The sequence below is a fragment of the Microbacterium foliorum genome (assembly GCF_006385575.1).
Lineage (GTDB): Bacteria > Actinomycetota > Actinomycetes > Actinomycetales > Microbacteriaceae > Microbacterium > Microbacterium foliorum_B.
In genome coordinates this window covers 103,082-117,260 of the sequence record NZ_CP041040.1, presented here as the reverse complement: position 1 = coordinate 117,260, position 14,179 = coordinate 103,082, and the positions used below count along the sequence as shown (strand labels likewise).

General features: G+C 68.8%; 13 protein-coding genes. 4 read left to right on the top strand and 9 right to left on the bottom strand.

Translation table 11 applies throughout. The annotated features are described in order from the left end of the window. Positions 1-35: 35 nt before the first annotated feature. Positions 36-1,316: an AI-2E family transporter gene (locus FIV50_RS00585; protein ID WP_258184348.1), complete on the top strand. Its 1,281-nt coding sequence runs from the start codon at positions 36-38 to the stop codon at positions 1,314-1,316. Between the two features lie 172 nt (positions 1,317-1,488). Here FIV50_RS00585 and FIV50_RS00580 read toward each other — a convergent pair whose 3' ends face one another. The 9 genes from FIV50_RS00580 to FIV50_RS00540 form a co-directional block, all read right to left on the bottom strand. Beyond that, positions 1,489-2,412: an ABC transporter substrate-binding protein gene (locus tag FIV50_RS00580; protein WP_140035729.1), complete on the bottom strand. Its 924-nt coding sequence runs from the start codon at positions 2,410-2,412 to the stop codon at positions 1,489-1,491. Between the two features lie 53 nt (positions 2,413-2,465). Next, on the bottom strand, positions 2,466-3,200 hold the full coding sequence (locus FIV50_RS00575; RefSeq protein WP_140035728.1) for an ABC transporter permease: 735 nt from the start codon (positions 3,198-3,200) through the stop codon (positions 2,466-2,468). Further along, entirely contained in the window at positions 3,197-3,877 is a 681-nt protein-coding gene (locus tag FIV50_RS00570; RefSeq protein WP_140035727.1) for an ABC transporter permease, read from the bottom strand. Before FIV50_RS00570 ends, FIV50_RS00575 begins: the two co-directional genes overlap by 4 nt. After that, positions 3,874-4,761 carry an ABC transporter ATP-binding protein gene (locus FIV50_RS00565; RefSeq protein ID WP_258184347.1) on the bottom strand — a complete coding sequence of 296 codons (888 nt, stop codon included), beginning with the start codon at positions 4,759-4,761 and terminating at the stop codon, positions 3,874-3,876. The genes FIV50_RS00570 and FIV50_RS00565 overlap by 4 nt, the downstream gene beginning before the upstream one ends. A 64-nt stretch (positions 4,762-4,825) precedes the next feature. Beyond that, positions 4,826-5,128, bottom strand: coding sequence for a DUF427 domain-containing protein (locus FIV50_RS00560; protein ID WP_140035726.1), 303 nt, complete (start codon positions 5,126-5,128; stop codon positions 4,826-4,828). A 201-nt stretch (positions 5,129-5,329) separates the two neighbouring features. Continuing rightward, complete coding sequence (locus FIV50_RS00555; RefSeq protein WP_140035725.1) at positions 5,330-6,763, bottom strand: dihydrolipoyl dehydrogenase family protein; 1,434 nt, start codon at positions 6,761-6,763, stop codon at positions 5,330-5,332. A gap of 250 nt (positions 6,764-7,013) precedes the next feature. Next, complete coding sequence (locus tag FIV50_RS00550; protein ID WP_140035724.1) at positions 7,014-8,387, bottom strand: MFS transporter; 1,374 nt, start codon at positions 8,385-8,387, stop codon at positions 7,014-7,016. A gap of 57 nt (positions 8,388-8,444) precedes the next feature. After that, positions 8,445-9,554, bottom strand: coding sequence for a lactonase family protein (locus tag FIV50_RS00545; RefSeq protein ID WP_140035723.1), 1,110 nt, complete (start codon positions 9,552-9,554; stop codon positions 8,445-8,447). A gap of 7 nt (positions 9,555-9,561) precedes the next feature. After that, a complete protein-coding gene (locus FIV50_RS00540; protein ID WP_140035722.1) occupies positions 9,562-10,848 on the bottom strand; it encodes an adenylosuccinate synthase in 1,287 nt (428 codons plus the stop codon). 194 nt (positions 10,849-11,042) lie between these two features. Here FIV50_RS00540 and FIV50_RS00535 point away from each other — a divergent pair, with 194 nt between their 5' ends. The 3 genes from FIV50_RS00535 to FIV50_RS00525 all read left to right on the top strand — a co-directional run bounded on the left by FIV50_RS00535 (position 11,043) and on the right by FIV50_RS00525 (position 14,151). Then, positions 11,043-11,975, top strand: a complete 933-nt coding sequence (locus tag FIV50_RS00535; protein WP_140035721.1) for a DMT family transporter — start codon at positions 11,043-11,045, stop codon at positions 11,973-11,975. 117 nt (positions 11,976-12,092) lie between these two features. Continuing rightward, positions 12,093-12,797: a Pr6Pr family membrane protein gene (locus FIV50_RS00530; RefSeq protein WP_140035720.1), complete on the top strand. Its 705-nt coding sequence runs from the start codon at positions 12,093-12,095 to the stop codon at positions 12,795-12,797. A gap of 196 nt (positions 12,798-12,993) precedes the next feature. Beyond that, entirely contained in the window at positions 12,994-14,151 is a 1,158-nt protein-coding gene (locus FIV50_RS00525) for an AAA family ATPase (RefSeq protein WP_258184346.1), read from the top strand. Positions 14,152-14,179 lie beyond the last annotated feature (28 nt).

Genomic DNA, 14,179 nt, shown 5'->3' with positions numbered 1-14,179 from the left:
CGGGCCGGGCGCCGATCGGACGCTATCGTGAGCACATGAGCCGAGAAGAGCACGAACCGTCGTCGAGCGCGTCCGCCGCCGCATCCGACCCGTCCCCGGCGTCCGAACGCGAGGCCCCGATGACCGATGCATCCGCCGACGCCTCCGCGACCGCGAACTCCCCTGCATCAGCGGCCACCGCGGTCGCGACGACCGCCCCGCACGACGCGACGACATCGCCCAGCCCTCGCGCTGGCGTCGTCGAGCCGATGACGCCGAGCAGGTCGTTCTGGACGCGCATCGACCGCCCCTTCGTGTTCGGGTTCCTCGTGACGCTCGGCGCCCTCGCCGCCATCGTGCTCGGCCTGGCCGTCGCGAACCTGTCGACGGTGCTCATCTACATCGCGCTCGCCCTCTTCGCCGCCCTCGGACTCGACCCCACCGTGCGTTTCCTCGAACGACGAGGTCTCTCGCGCGCCATCTCCGTGGTCGTCGCGATCCTCGGACTCGTCGTCGTGGCAGGTCTCGTGGTGTGGACGGTGCTGCCCGTCGTGATCGAACAGGTCGCGAGCTTCATCCAGTCCGTGCCGGGGATGATCCGCGAGTTCACCCGCAGCGACATCTACGCGACCCTTGAGACCCAGTTCGGCGACCAGTTCGAGTCCCTGGTCGCCGATGTGCAGAAGTTCCTCACCGACCCGGGCAACATCGCCACGATCGGAGGAGGCGCGCTGCAGGTCGGCGCCTCGATCGCCAACGCCATCTCGGGAATCATCGTGGTTCTGGTGCTCACGCTCTACTTCGTCGCGACACTGCCCTCGATCAAGGCCGGGATGCTGCGCCTCGCCCCCGCTCGCGATCGCGCTCGCGCCGGCGACATCACCGAGCAGATCACCGACTCGGTCGGCGCCTACGTCATGGGGATGGTCGTGCTCGCTTTCTGCAATGCCGTACTCACGTTCCTGCTGTATCTCTTCCTCGGTCTGCCGTTCCCGCCGCTGATGGCGACCGTCGCATTCTGCATCACTCTGATCCCGCTGGTCGGATCGGTGATCTTCTGGATCATCGGCAGTGGTCTCGCGCTCTTCAGCGACCCCCTCGCGGCACTGGTGTTCGCCCTCATCTATGTGGTCTACATGCAGATCGAGGCCTACGTGATCACACCGCGCGTGATGAACCGTGCCGTCGCAGTGCCCGGAGCGCTCGTAGTGATCGGCGCACTCGCCGGCGGCACGCTGCTCGGCCTGCTCGGTGCACTCGTCGCAGTGCCGGTCGCGGCATCCATCCTCATCATCATCAAACAGGTCTTGGTGCCGCGGCAGGATGCCCGGGTCTAGCCGCCTGCCCGCACTCCTTCCCCCTCTCGCCCCCTCCCGCGAGACCCCCCATCCCGCACGAGACCCACGCCCTAGACGTGGGTCTCGTCCACGGACCGCGGTCTCACGAAAGCACACAGAAGTGCCCGGACCCCTGAGGGTCCGGGCACTCTCGTGTGAAGACGGCTCAGTGTCAGACGAGGTCGTTGTCCTCGAGCCACTTCTTCGCGATGTCGGCGGACGACTGCTCCTCGACGGTGCTCAGCACGTTGAGGGCGACGAGCTCTTCGCCGGTCAGCTTGGCGCTGATGGCGTTCAGCACATCGGAGACGTCATCGGCGATGTCGCTCGAGACGATCGGCACCACGTTCGACGAGATGATCAGGTTCTCGGGGTCTTCGAGAGCGACGATCTCCTCCGTCTCGAACGCGGGGTCGGCGGTGTAGATGTCGGCGACCTGGATCTGGCCGGCGAGCAGCGACTCGAGCGTGGTCGGGCCGGTGGCCGAGAACGTCAGGTCGACGCCGTAGACCTCCTTGGCCGCAGCCGGGCTGTATGGACGCTGTTCGAACTCGGGGGCCGCGCCGATCGTGACCTCGGACGATACGTTCGCGAGGTCGCCGATCGTCGTCAGATCGTTCTCCTCGGCGAAGCTCTTCAGCACCGTGTACGAGTCCTGGTCGGACGCCTCGGCGAAGTCGAGAGCCGTGAGGCTCTCGGGCAGCGCCTCCTGCAGCGCGGCGTAGACGTCGTCGGGGCTTGTGACTTCGACCTCGTCGTCCGAGATGTACTCGAGCAGGCTGCCGGTGTACTCGGGGAAGACATTGATATCGCCGGACTCGACGTCAGGCATGTAGGCGTCGCGCTGACCGATGTTGAGCTTCTTCTCGACATCGAAGCCCGCGCCCTCGAGCGCCTGGGCGTAGATCTCGGCGATGATCTCGTTGGAGTAGTACGCCTGCGAGCCGACGACGATCGTGTCGCCGCTGCCCGAGCTCTCGCCGGAGTCGGACGGCTCGTCGAGCGGGTTGCTCGACGAGCAGGCGGTCAGGGCGAGTGCTGCCGCGGCGACAAGACCGACGGCGAAGACAGAACGCTTGCCTCGTGCTGTGAACATGGACTTCCTCTTCTCTGGGACTGCTGTGGGGGACATCACGGATGATGGACGATTCAGGCTGTGGCCGGTTCGACTGCGGCGGGGCGAGCCGATGCCCGCGCCCGGCGTCTGGTGGGGCGACCGGTGCGCAGGCCCGCAGGCACGGCGGCATGCTGCAGGGCCGCGAAGATCAGGTCGACGATCAGGGCGAGCACGGCGACGATGATCGCGCCGGCGAGCACCTGGTCGAACCGACGCAGGGGGATCCCCTGGATGATCGGCCACCCGAGACCGCCGAGATTGACGTAGGCCGCGATCGTGACGGTCGCGATGACCTGCAGCAGCGCCGCACGGATGCCGCCCACGAGCAGAGGGAGACCGAGCCGCACCTCAACCTTCCAGAAAACCTGCCAGCCGGTCATTCCCATCGACTTCGCGGCGTCGATCACACGACGATCGATCGCCTCGAGTCCTGTGTAAGCCCCGGCGAGAAGCGAGGGAATGGCGAGCAGGACGAACGTGATGATCGCGGCCTCGGGGATGCGGAGCACCCCGAGCAGCAGCACGAGAAGGACCATGAGGCCGAAGGCCGGAATCGCGCGGGCCGCTCCCGAGACGGCGACGGCGATCTCGCGACCGCGACCCGTGTGGCCGATCAGCCAGCCGATCGGCAGGGCGATGAGCGCGGCGATCACCACCGAGATCACGGTCAGGGCGAGGTGCTGCCCCAGGAGAACCGGCAGCGCGTAACGCCCCTGCCACTGCTCGGGCGCGACCATCCACGCGATGGCTTCGAGGAAGAGGTTCATGCGGGAGCCCCCACAGCGAGAGCACGGGCTGCTGCGGGCTTCGCGGCCGCCCTGGTCCACGGCATGAGAGCCCGGCCGAGGAGGAGCAGGATCAGATCGATGACGAGCGCGATCACCACGACGGCGATGACTCCGGCGAACACCTCGGCGATGATGCGGCGCTCGAGGCCGTTCGTGAAGAGATAGCCGAGGTTCGTGACCCCGATCAGGATGCCGACGGTGGCGAGCGAGATGGTGCTGACCGCTGTGACTCTGAGACCGGCGAGGATCACCGGACCCGCGAGCGGGAACTCGACTGCCCAGAAGCGGCGGAAGGCGGCGAATCCGGTCGCGGTCGCCGCCTGACGCACATCGTCGTCGACCGAGTCGAGGCCGTCTGAGACGGCACGCACAAGGATCGCGACGGCGTAGATCGTCAGTGCGATCACGAGGTTGGACTCGCTGATGGCCGAGTAGCCGAGCGCGGCCGGGAGCAGGATCAGCAGCGCGAGCGACGGAATCGTGTACAGGAGTCCGGTGAGCACGATGATGGGTCCACGCACCAGTCGGAAGCGCCACGCGACCCAGCCGAGCGGAAGCGACAGCACGAAGCCGAGCACGATCGGGATGATGCTCTGACGCAGATGCACCAGAGTCAGGTCGAAGATCAACCCGAGGTTGTCGGTGACCCAGTTCACGCGCGCTCGCCCTGCACTGCGCCGAGGGCGGCGGCATCCGGCCCCGCCAGCGGACCGTCGGACTTCTCGACGTCGGCCACGATCGCACCCTGCGTGCGGCCCTCGGAGTCGACCACGACAGTGCCGTGCGGGGTCTCCTTGAGGTGCAGAGCGCGACGCCCTCGGTCGGCGCCGATGAACGAGGCGACGAAGTCGTCTGCCGGGTTCTCGATGATCTCGCTCGGGCTGCCCACCTGCACGATGCGCGCGCCCTTGTCGAGGATCACGACCTGATCTCCGAGCAGGAAGGCCTCGTCGATGTCGTGCGTGACGAACACCACGGTCTTGTCGAGCTCGTGCTGCAGCCGCAGCGTCTCCTGCTGCAGGTCGGCTCGCACGATCGGGTCGACCGCGCCGAACGGCTCGTCCATCAGGAGGATGTTCGGATCTGCCGCCAACCCGCGGGCCACACCGACGCGCTGCTGCTGACCGCCCGAGAGCTGACTCGGATACCGCTCGGCCAGCGACTGGTCGAGGCCGACGGTCTTCAGCAGCTCGCGCGCGCGCTCGTGTGCCGGCCCCTTCTTGACACCCGTGAGGCGCAGCACTGTGGCGACGTTGTCGATCACCGTGAAGTGGGGCATCAGTCCGGAGTTCTGCATGACGTATCCGATGCGGCGACGCAGCGCGACGGGGTCGCCGCCGAGCACGCTCTCGCCGTCGATCTCGACCTCGCCCGAGGTCGGCTCGACCATGCGGTTGATCATGCGCAGCAGAGTGGTCTTGCCGCATCCCGAGGATCCGACGAACACCGTCGTCTTGCGTGACGGCAGCACCAGGCTGAAGTCCTTCACGGCGGTGGTGCCGTCGGGGAACTGCTTGGTGACGTTGCGGAACTCGATCACGATTACTCTCCGGTCGGTCGATCGACGAGACGGGCGTCAGCGCCGCGGCTGCGGCATACAGAGGTCATGCGGAGACTTCGACCCGCGGGTCGAACGCGACGAAGCCCGAGAAGTCCTTGCCGACGCGATCGAACGCACTCGGGAAAGGAGTCGGATACGACCAGGCGTAATCCGTGTGCAGCTCGCCTCCGGCCTGCACGGAGAAGTACTGGGCGTCGCCCTTCCACGGGCACGTGTATTGGGTCGGGCTCTCGACGAGCGCTCCCTCGGTGATCGACGCCGGCGGGAAGTACCAGTTGCCCTCGATGCGGGCGAGATCGCTCTCGTCTGCCTCGGCGATGACGGTTCCTGCGAGTACAGCCTTCATGGTCCTGCCTCCTCGGATGTGGGTTCGAGCGTATAAGAGGTGTGCGACATTCGGTCGGGGGTTGTGCCCGGGGCCGTCAATGTGGGAAACAATCCTGCTCCGGGCGCGCCGATCGCGCCAGGTCTCTCACGGACTGTTCGGAGCGGATGCCGGAACGGATGGCGCCGAGCGGCACCCGCTCTCCGCATCCGTCCGACGCGCTCATGCCGAATCCCGCCCGTAGGTCTCGAGCAGCCGCAGCCAGATCTCGCTGATCGTGGGGTAGGCCGGAACCGCGTGCCAGAGCCGGGCGATCGGCACCTCGCCGACGATCGCCACGGTCGCCGTCTGCACGAGCTCAGCGACCTCGGGGCCCACGAATGTCGCACCGACGATGACATCGCGCTCTTTGTCGATGACGAGACGAGCCTGACCCTCGAAGCCGTCCTCGTAGAGGCTCGCTCCTGCGACCGAGCCGAGGTCGTAGTCGATCACGGCCACGTCCGTGCCCGCCTTGCGGGCGTCTGCCTCGGTGAGCCCGACCGACGCGACCTCCGGGAACGAGAAGGTCACCTGCGGGGCCGCCGCACGGTCTGCGGTCGCGACGTGCTTGCCCCAGGGGGCGTCGTCGACGTCGTCGCCCTGGGCGCGTGCGGCGATCACGTCTCCGGCAGCGCGGGCCTGGTACTTGCCCTGGTGCGTGAGCAGGACCCGTCCGTTGACATCGCCGACCGCGTAGAGCCAGTCCGACCCGGGCACGCGCAGCGTGTCGTCGACGGTGATCCAGCGGCCCGCCTCGAGGCCCACGACGTCGAGGCCGATGTCGCCGCTGCGCGGCGAGCGCCCCGTCGCCACGAGCACCTCCGCCGCAGTGACCGTGGATCCGTCGTCGAGCACGATCGAGACGCCGTCGTCGCCGCGCGTGACGCTCGTGGTGCGGGTGTCGGTGCGCACGTCGACGCCGAGCTCCTTCAGCCCGGCCGCGACCCGCTCACCCGCGAACGGCTCCATCGAACCCAGCAGACCGCTGCGGGCGATGATCGTCACCGTCGAACCGAGCGCCGCATAGGCCGTGGCCATCTCGACGGCGACCACTCCGCCGCCGATCACGGCGAGCGACACCGGAAGCTCCTCGGCGCTGGTGGCCTCACGGCTGGTCCAGGGCGAGGCCTCGCGCAGCCCGTCGATCGGCGGGATCACGGCATCCGACCCCGTGCTGATCGCGACAGCGTGGCGCGCGTGGAGCACGCGGGTGCCGCCGTCGGCGTCCGTCACGGTCACCTCGCGCTCACCCGTGAGACGGCCGTGACCGCGAGCGAGGTCTATGCCGGCCGAGTCGAGCCACTTCACCTGCCCGTCGTCGGACCAGTTGCTCGTGAACGAGTCGCGACGGTCGAACACCGCACGCACGTCGAGCTTTCCGGTCACCGCCTCGGCCGAGCCCTTGACCTTCTGCGCCGCGCGCAGCGCCTGGGCCGGACGCAGCAGTGCCTTGGACGGCATGCAGGCCCAGTACGAGCACTCGCCGCCGACCAGCTCGCTCTCCACGATGATCGCGGTCAACCCGTTCTGCACGGCGCGGTCGGCGACGTTCTCGCCCACCGGTCCGCCGCCCAGCACGATCAGGTCGTATTCGTCGGTCTTCTCAGCAGTCATGAGGTGCACCTCTCCGTCGCCCAGTCTTGCTCAAGAGCAACGTCGAGTCACGGGGTGGTTGTTCCTTGGGCGCGTCGCCGGGCGCGTCGGGGGGGCGCGTCGGGGCCCCGATCCGACCTGATCCCACCCGATCGGTCTGCAGGACCGAGGCACGTCTGCAGGACCGATCCGCCTTCTCGTCCTGCATCCGTGCGTCGGTCCTGCAAGCGGACGACCCCATCCGGCCGGCGTCGGTCAGGCCCGGCGTCGGTCAGGCCGGCTGCCGGGGCGCGACACGAACGGCGAGCACCGCCGCGGCGAGCGCGATGATCGCGGCGAAGGCGAACACCGCGATGAACGGGTCTCCCGCCGCCGCCAGCCCGGTGAACAGCACGCCGGTGATCGCGAGCGCCAGCGCACTGCCGAACGAGTCGGCCACGGTCATGGCCGAGCTGTTGAAGCCCTGGTTCTCGGGTGCCGACATCTCGAGCGTCAGGGCGCTGGTCCTCGGGCTCATCAGGCCCATACCCGCTCCTGCGACGACCCACGCGACGATGATGACGACCACCGGCGCGGCGAGCACGGTGGCGACGAGTGCCAGAACCGCCCCCGCGACCACCAGCACCGTTCCGATGCGCACGGCCAGCACACTTGAGAGTCTGGCTCCCATGCGTCCCTGCACGGTCGCCGCAGCCGACCAGGCCAGCGCACCGCCCGTGAGTGAGAGTCCGGCGATGGTCGGCGAGACCTCGTAGCGCTCGGTCAGCAGGTAGGGGATGTAGACCTGAGCGCCGAAGAACCCTGCCGCGGCGAGACCGCGCACGAGCAGCACCGACGGCAGACCCCGTTGCGCGCGCAGCGTGCCCTTCGGCAGCAGCGCACGAACCGCGACGAGCGCCACGACCACGGCGGCGGCCGCGAGCACGGGCCCGGCGCCCGGCAGATCGCCGACGAGGTTCAGCGCGAGCACGGCGATCGCGGCGAGCACCGACCAGCCGAGCCGCCCGAAGGCCCACGGCGTGGTGGCGTCGCCGTCACCCGAGAGTCCTCGGAGCGCCGGGACGACCATGAGCAGCGCGGGCACGACCAGGAAGACGACGCCGAGGAACACCCAGTGCCAGCTCCAGATCTCGGTGACGGCACCGGCCACGGTGGGTCCGACGAGCGAGGGCACGACCCAGGCCGCGGCGAAGCCCGCGAAGATCGCCGGATGCAGGTCGCGCGGGTAGACGCGGGCGACGACCACGTAGAGCGCCACCATCAGCCCGCCGTTGCCGAGGCCCTGCGCGAAGCGCCCGGCCACGAGCACCTCCATGCTGGGCGCGAGTCCGGCGACGATCAGCCCGATCACGAACAGGCCCACCGAGGCGTAGAGGGGAACCACGGGTCCGCGGCGATCCGCCCAGTTGCCCGCCACGGCCATGCCGATGACTCCGGTGGCCAGGGGGCCCGCGAACGCGAGGGCGTACAGGCGCTCGCCGTCGAGGTCGGCGCTCACCGCCGGCATCACCGTCGTGACGGCGAGGGACTCGAACGCCCCGAGGAACACGAGCGCACACGCGCCGATCGTGATCCAGACATAGGCGCCGCTCAGGATGCCGGCGGCGGGCTTCGCGGTCGGAACCGCATCGGTGTCGATGGTCATAGGCTCGACCGTAGAACCTCAACAAAGGTTGAGGTCAAGCTGCGCCCGTCGACCGCCTCAGCGCACCGGCAGGATGTGCGTGGGCGCCGGAGCCTGCGCGATGTGACGGATGTCGAGCGGAGCCCCTGTGCGCTCGTCGAGGTCGATGAGCGCCACGGTGTCGGAGCGCTGCCCCGCGACGAGCAGCTTGCCCTCGTGCACGAGGTGGTGACGTGGCCAGTCGACCCCCGAATCGGCGAGCGCGATCGGCTCGAGCGCCTCGCCTCCGCCGCGCACGCGCAGCGCCGCGATCGTGTTGCTGCCTCGCAGGGCCGTGTAGACGAACTGAGCATCACGGGTGCGGGCGAGCTCGGCGGGGAAGTCCACGCCGATCTCTGCGATGGGGCTCGTGAGCACCGACGACACGACAGCCCACGTGCCGTCGCGCCCGGCGGCGAGCGTGAACACCTCGCACGAGTACTCGGTCACCACGTGCAGGTGGCCGCTGGGGTGCACGACCATGTGACGCGGACCGGTGCCGACGGGCAGCACGACCTCGTGATCGAGCACCAGGCCTCCGGCGATCGGACGCCAGATGCGCACGAGGTCGAATCCGAGGTCGGTCGTCGCGATGCGCCCATCGGCGAGGAACGCCGCGGAGTGCGCATGCGAGGAGCGCGCATCGCCGGTGGCGGTGAGCTCTCCGGAGTACGGATCGGATGCCGCGGCGGCGACACCGGCCGGCGCCGTCTCCTCGAGCGGTTCGCCGAGGAGCGCTGCCCGCAGCTCGGCGGCCTTGTTCACGGCATCCGGCACCAGCTGTCCCTGCGCGTCGATGCCGATGCGCACGACTCGTCCGTCTCCGTAGCAGCTCGCGATCAGGAACGATCCGCTCGACGAGACCGCCACGTGGCACACGCCGTCACCCGCGGCGACCGGCTCGCCGAGCGGCCGCAGGGCCGACTCGCCACTGCGGGCGAACGCCTGCACGCCGGCATCCGCCTCGAGCGCCGCATAGACGACATCGAGCGACGGATGCTGCGCCAGCCACGAGGGCGAGGCGGTCTGCGTGACCGCGCCGCGATACTCGAGCGCGGTCGGCGCGCTCTCGTCACCGGCGAGCAGGCCGATTCCGTCGGCGGAGCCGTCCATGGCGGGGCCGTACCCGCCGAGCCAGAAGCGTGTCACCGGGCGCTCAGTCGAGCAGGTCGTGACGCACGATGACCTGGTCGCGCTCAGGGCCGACGCCGATCACCGAGATGCGCGTGTTGCTCATGCCCTCGAGCGCGATCACGTAGTCCTGCGCGTTCTTCGGCAGGTCGTCGAAGGTGCGCGCGGTCGAGATGTCCTCGCTCCAGCCGGGGAAGTACTCGAGCACGGGCGTCGCGTGGTGGAAGTCGGTCTGGTTGACCGGCACCTCGTCGAAGCGCCGGCCGTCGACGTCGTAGGCCACGCACACCGGGATCTGCTCGAGTCCGGTCAGGATGTCGAGCTTGGTGAGCACGAGGTCGGTGATGCCGTTGACCCGGGTCGCGTAGCGCGTGATCGGGGCGTCGTACCAGCCGACGCGGCGCGGCCGGCCGGTGGTGGTGCCGAACTCGAAGCCGCGCGAGCGCAGCCATTCGCCCTGCTCGTCGAACAGCTCGGTCGGGAATGGACCGGAGCCGACGCGGGTCGTGTAGGCCTTGACGATGCCGACGATGCGGTCGAGAGCGCCGGGTCCGATGCCCGATCCGGTCGACGCGCCACCGGCCGTGGCCGACGACGACGTGACGAACGGGTAGGTGCCGTGGTCGACGTCGAGCATGGTGGCCTGGCCGCCCTCGAACACCACGACCTCGTCGCGGCGCAGGGCCTCGTCGAGCAGGTATCCGGTGTCGGCGACCATCGGACGCAGACGCTCGGCGTACGACAGCAGGTCTTCGACGATCTCGTCTGCGGTGATCGCGCGGCGGTTGAAGATCTTCACCAGCAGGTGGTTCTTCTGGTCGAGGGCGCCCTCGACCTTCTGGCGCAGGATGTTCTCGTCGAAGAGGTCCTGCACGCGGATGCCCACGCGGTTGATCTTGTCGGCGTAGGCCGGGCCGATGCCCCGGCCGGTCGTGCCGATCATGCGCTTGCCGAGGAAGCGCTCGGTGACCTTGTCGAGCGTGCGGTGGTACTGCGTGATCAGATGCGCGTTCGCGCTCACCTTGAGGCGGGAGACGTCGATGCCGCGGGCGCCGAGCGCCTCGAGCTCACTGAAGAGCACCTCGAGGTCGATCACGACGCCGTTGCCGATCACCGGGGTCACTCCCGGCGACAGGATGCCGGAGGGCAGCAGGTGCAGCGCGTACTTCTCGTTGCCGACCACGACGGTGTGGCCCGCGTTGTTGCCGCCGTTGAACTTGACGACCCAGTCGGTGCGCTCGCCGAGCAGGTCGGTGGCCTTGCCCTTGCCCTCATCGCCCCACTGGACGCCGACGATAACGATTCCTGGCATGGGTATCCCCCTTGCTTTCGCCGGGTTTGCACCGGCTGATGAGCTGGCCCTCTTCGGGCGGCTCCATCCTATCGAAGGTCGTTCGCCGACCCTCCGGGCTGTGGACTGGCGATGCGTCGCTGCCGGCGGAAAAGCATCGGATGCTGTCGCTCGCGCGCATCGCCGATGTCGGTGGCCGGTGGCACGATCGGAGAATGCCGAAGACCGGTCGCGAGAGCCGCGACGACACCCTGATCACAGCGACACCCCGAAAGCAGGGACCGCTCGTGCTCGTCGCCGCCCTGGTGACGGTGGTGCTGTGGGCGTCGGCGTTCATCGGCATCCGCGGCGCAGGGGAGCACTTCGATCCGGGCGCGCTCGCGCTGCTGCGCATGGCGGTGGGCACTGCCGTGCTCGCGATCATCGCGGTGCGCCACGGCATCCGGCTTCCCGACCGCCGGCACTGGTGGCTCGTGGCGGTGTGGGGCATCGGCTGGTTCTGCGTCTACAACCTCGCGCTCAACGCCGCCGAGCGGACCCTCGACGCGGGCACGGCGGCGATGGTCGTGAACCTCGCGCCTCTCATGGTCGTGGTCTTCAGCGGACTGTTCCTGCGCGAGGGCTTCCCCAAGCCGCTCGTCATCGGGGCGCCGATCGCCTTCCTCGGCGTGGTGCTGATCGGCATGAACTCGTCGACGAGCGAGGGTCCCGACATCACCGGCCTCCTCCTCGCGCTGCTCGCCGCCGTGCTGTACGCGGGGTGCACTCTGCTGCAGAAACACCTGCTCAGCGCGGGATCCGACGCGACGACCCTGACGTTCCTCGGCGCAGCGGCCGGCACCGTCGCGCTGATTCCCTGGGCGGGCAACCTGATCGGAGTCCTGCAGACGGCTCCGCTGGGCTCGACACTGTGGGTCGTGTATCTCGGCATCTTCCCGACGGCGGTCGCCTTCACGACATGGGCGTACGTGCTGCAGCGCAGCACCGCCGGGCAGACGTCGGCGACGACCTACGTCGTGCCGGCGATCGCGATCCTGATGTCGTGGGCGATCCTCGGCGAGGTGCCGACCCCGCTCATGTTCATCGGCGGCGCGCTGTGCCTGCTCGGCGTGCTCGTGACCCGGATGAAGTGGGGGCGTCGCGCCTGACGATCGCGACTCTCCCGTCGAGCCTCGGGAAGTCCTGTCGTCGGCGGTCTCGCGTATCGATATATCGGTCTGGCGATCAGACGCATCCCGACCGATACAGTGTGCGCGGAGGCGAATATGACGACTTGGTGGCCCTTTGCACGACTCGCAGCAGCCGTGCTCGGACTCGCGGCGATCATCGCGCAGCTCGCTCGCAGCATCGAGAACGCTCTCGCATCCACCACCGAGTGGGGTCAGCACCTGCCGACTGTCGCTGCGAACTTCTTCAGCTTCTTCACGATCCTGTCGAACGTGCTCGCGGTGATCGTTCTGGCGATCGGCGCGATCTGGTCGCTGCGCCACCGCCGCGGCACCGAGCCGGAGCCGACCTGGTTCGCGATCATCCTGGCCTGCGTGAGCACCTACATGATCGTCACCGGCATCGTCTACAACACGCTGCTGAGAGGCGTCGAGCTGCCCCAGGGCGTCACCGTGCCCTGGTCGAACGAAGTGCTGCACGTCGTCATCCCGCTGTTCCTGCTCGCGGATCTGCTGTTCGCACCACGCCGACGCGCACTGCGCTGGAGCGCGGTCGCCATCGCCACGATCTTCCCCATCGCGTGGGTCGTGTACACGATGATCCGCGCGAACCTCATCATCGCCCCCGCCACCGGCGAGACCTGGTGGTACCCGTATCCGTTCCTCAACCCGCACATCGTGCCCGGCGGCTACCTCGGCGTCGCGGGCTACATCGTCGGCATCGCCATCGCGATCATCGGCGTCGCCTGCTTCGTGGTGTGGGTCGGCCGCAGACGGAGTGCGGCAGTCCCCCTCACGGCCTGATCCGACGCGCGGAGCCGGTACGCCGTGACACCTGCATGCGCAGATCACCGATGCATGCCGCACGGGCCGTTCTGAGCATGCATCTGTGAGCTCGACCTGCATCCGTCGCCGGGCCGGAGCGGCGAGACCGGATGCGGTTACGCTGGTCGACGGGGGGTCGTCGACGCGTCCCCCGTGGGAACGAGGAGACATACCGATGAACGAGCCCTACGCGCCCGGCCCCTCTGCAGGTTCGACGCCGCCGCCTCCGCCCGTGCCCTCCACCCAGGCAGCCCCACCGGCCCCGCCCGCTCCTGCGACCCGCGCCGCCGCCTCAGCATCCGCACCCACGGCACCCGCGGCGTCGACGTCGGCGAGCAAGAAATCAGAAGCCCCCACCGAGGCTGAGCTTCAGCGCGCGACCGCCGTGCTCAAGACCGTGTCAGACGCCTACTCCGCGAAGATGGTCGGCCAGGAGCGTCTGCGCATGAGCCTGCTGATCTCGCTGATCGCGGGTGGGCACATCCTGCTCGAGAGCGTTCCGGGGCTCGCGAAGACGACCGCTGCGAGCACGCTCGCCGACACCGTCAGGGCGCAGTTCAAGCGCATCCAGTGCACGCCCGATCTGCTGCCCAGCGACATCACGGGCAACCAGATCTACGACGCGGCGACCGGATCGTTCCGCACCGTGCTCGGCCCGGTGCACGCGAACTTCGTGCTGCTCGACGAGATCAACCGCTCGAGCGCCAAGACCCAGAGCGCCATGCTCGAGGCGATGCAGGAGCACCAGACCACGATCGGCGGCGAGGTGCACCACCTGCCCAAGCCCTTCCTCGTGATCGCGACGCAAAACCCGATCGAGCAGGAGGGCACCTACGAGCTGCCCGAGGCGCAGATGGACCGTTTCCTGCTGAAGGAGATCGTCGAGTACCCGAGCCCCGCCGAGGAGTTCGAGATCCTCGGGCGCATCGACTCGGGTGTGCTCGACCCCGACCGCCACGTCTCGAGCGCGATCAGCCTCGACGACGTGCACATGCTGCAGGACGTCGCGAGCCGCATCTACGTCGACCCGGCGATCCGCAACTACATCGTCTCGATCGCCTACGTCACCCGCAACCCCGCGCCGTACATCGGCGAGGAGCGCGCCCGCTTCATCAAGTACGGCGCGAGCCCCCGGGCGAGCATCGCGTTCCTGCAGGCCTCCCGAGCCCTGGCGCTGCTGAACGGTCGTGGCCACGTGATCCCGGAGGACATCCGCTCGCTGCGCCACCTCGTGCTGCGCCACCGCGTGCTGCTGACCTTCGAGGCCGACGCAGACGGCATCCGCAGCGAGGAGATCATCGACCAGATCTTCGCCGCAGTGCCCACACCCTGACCTTCGACACGCTCAGGGACCCACCCAC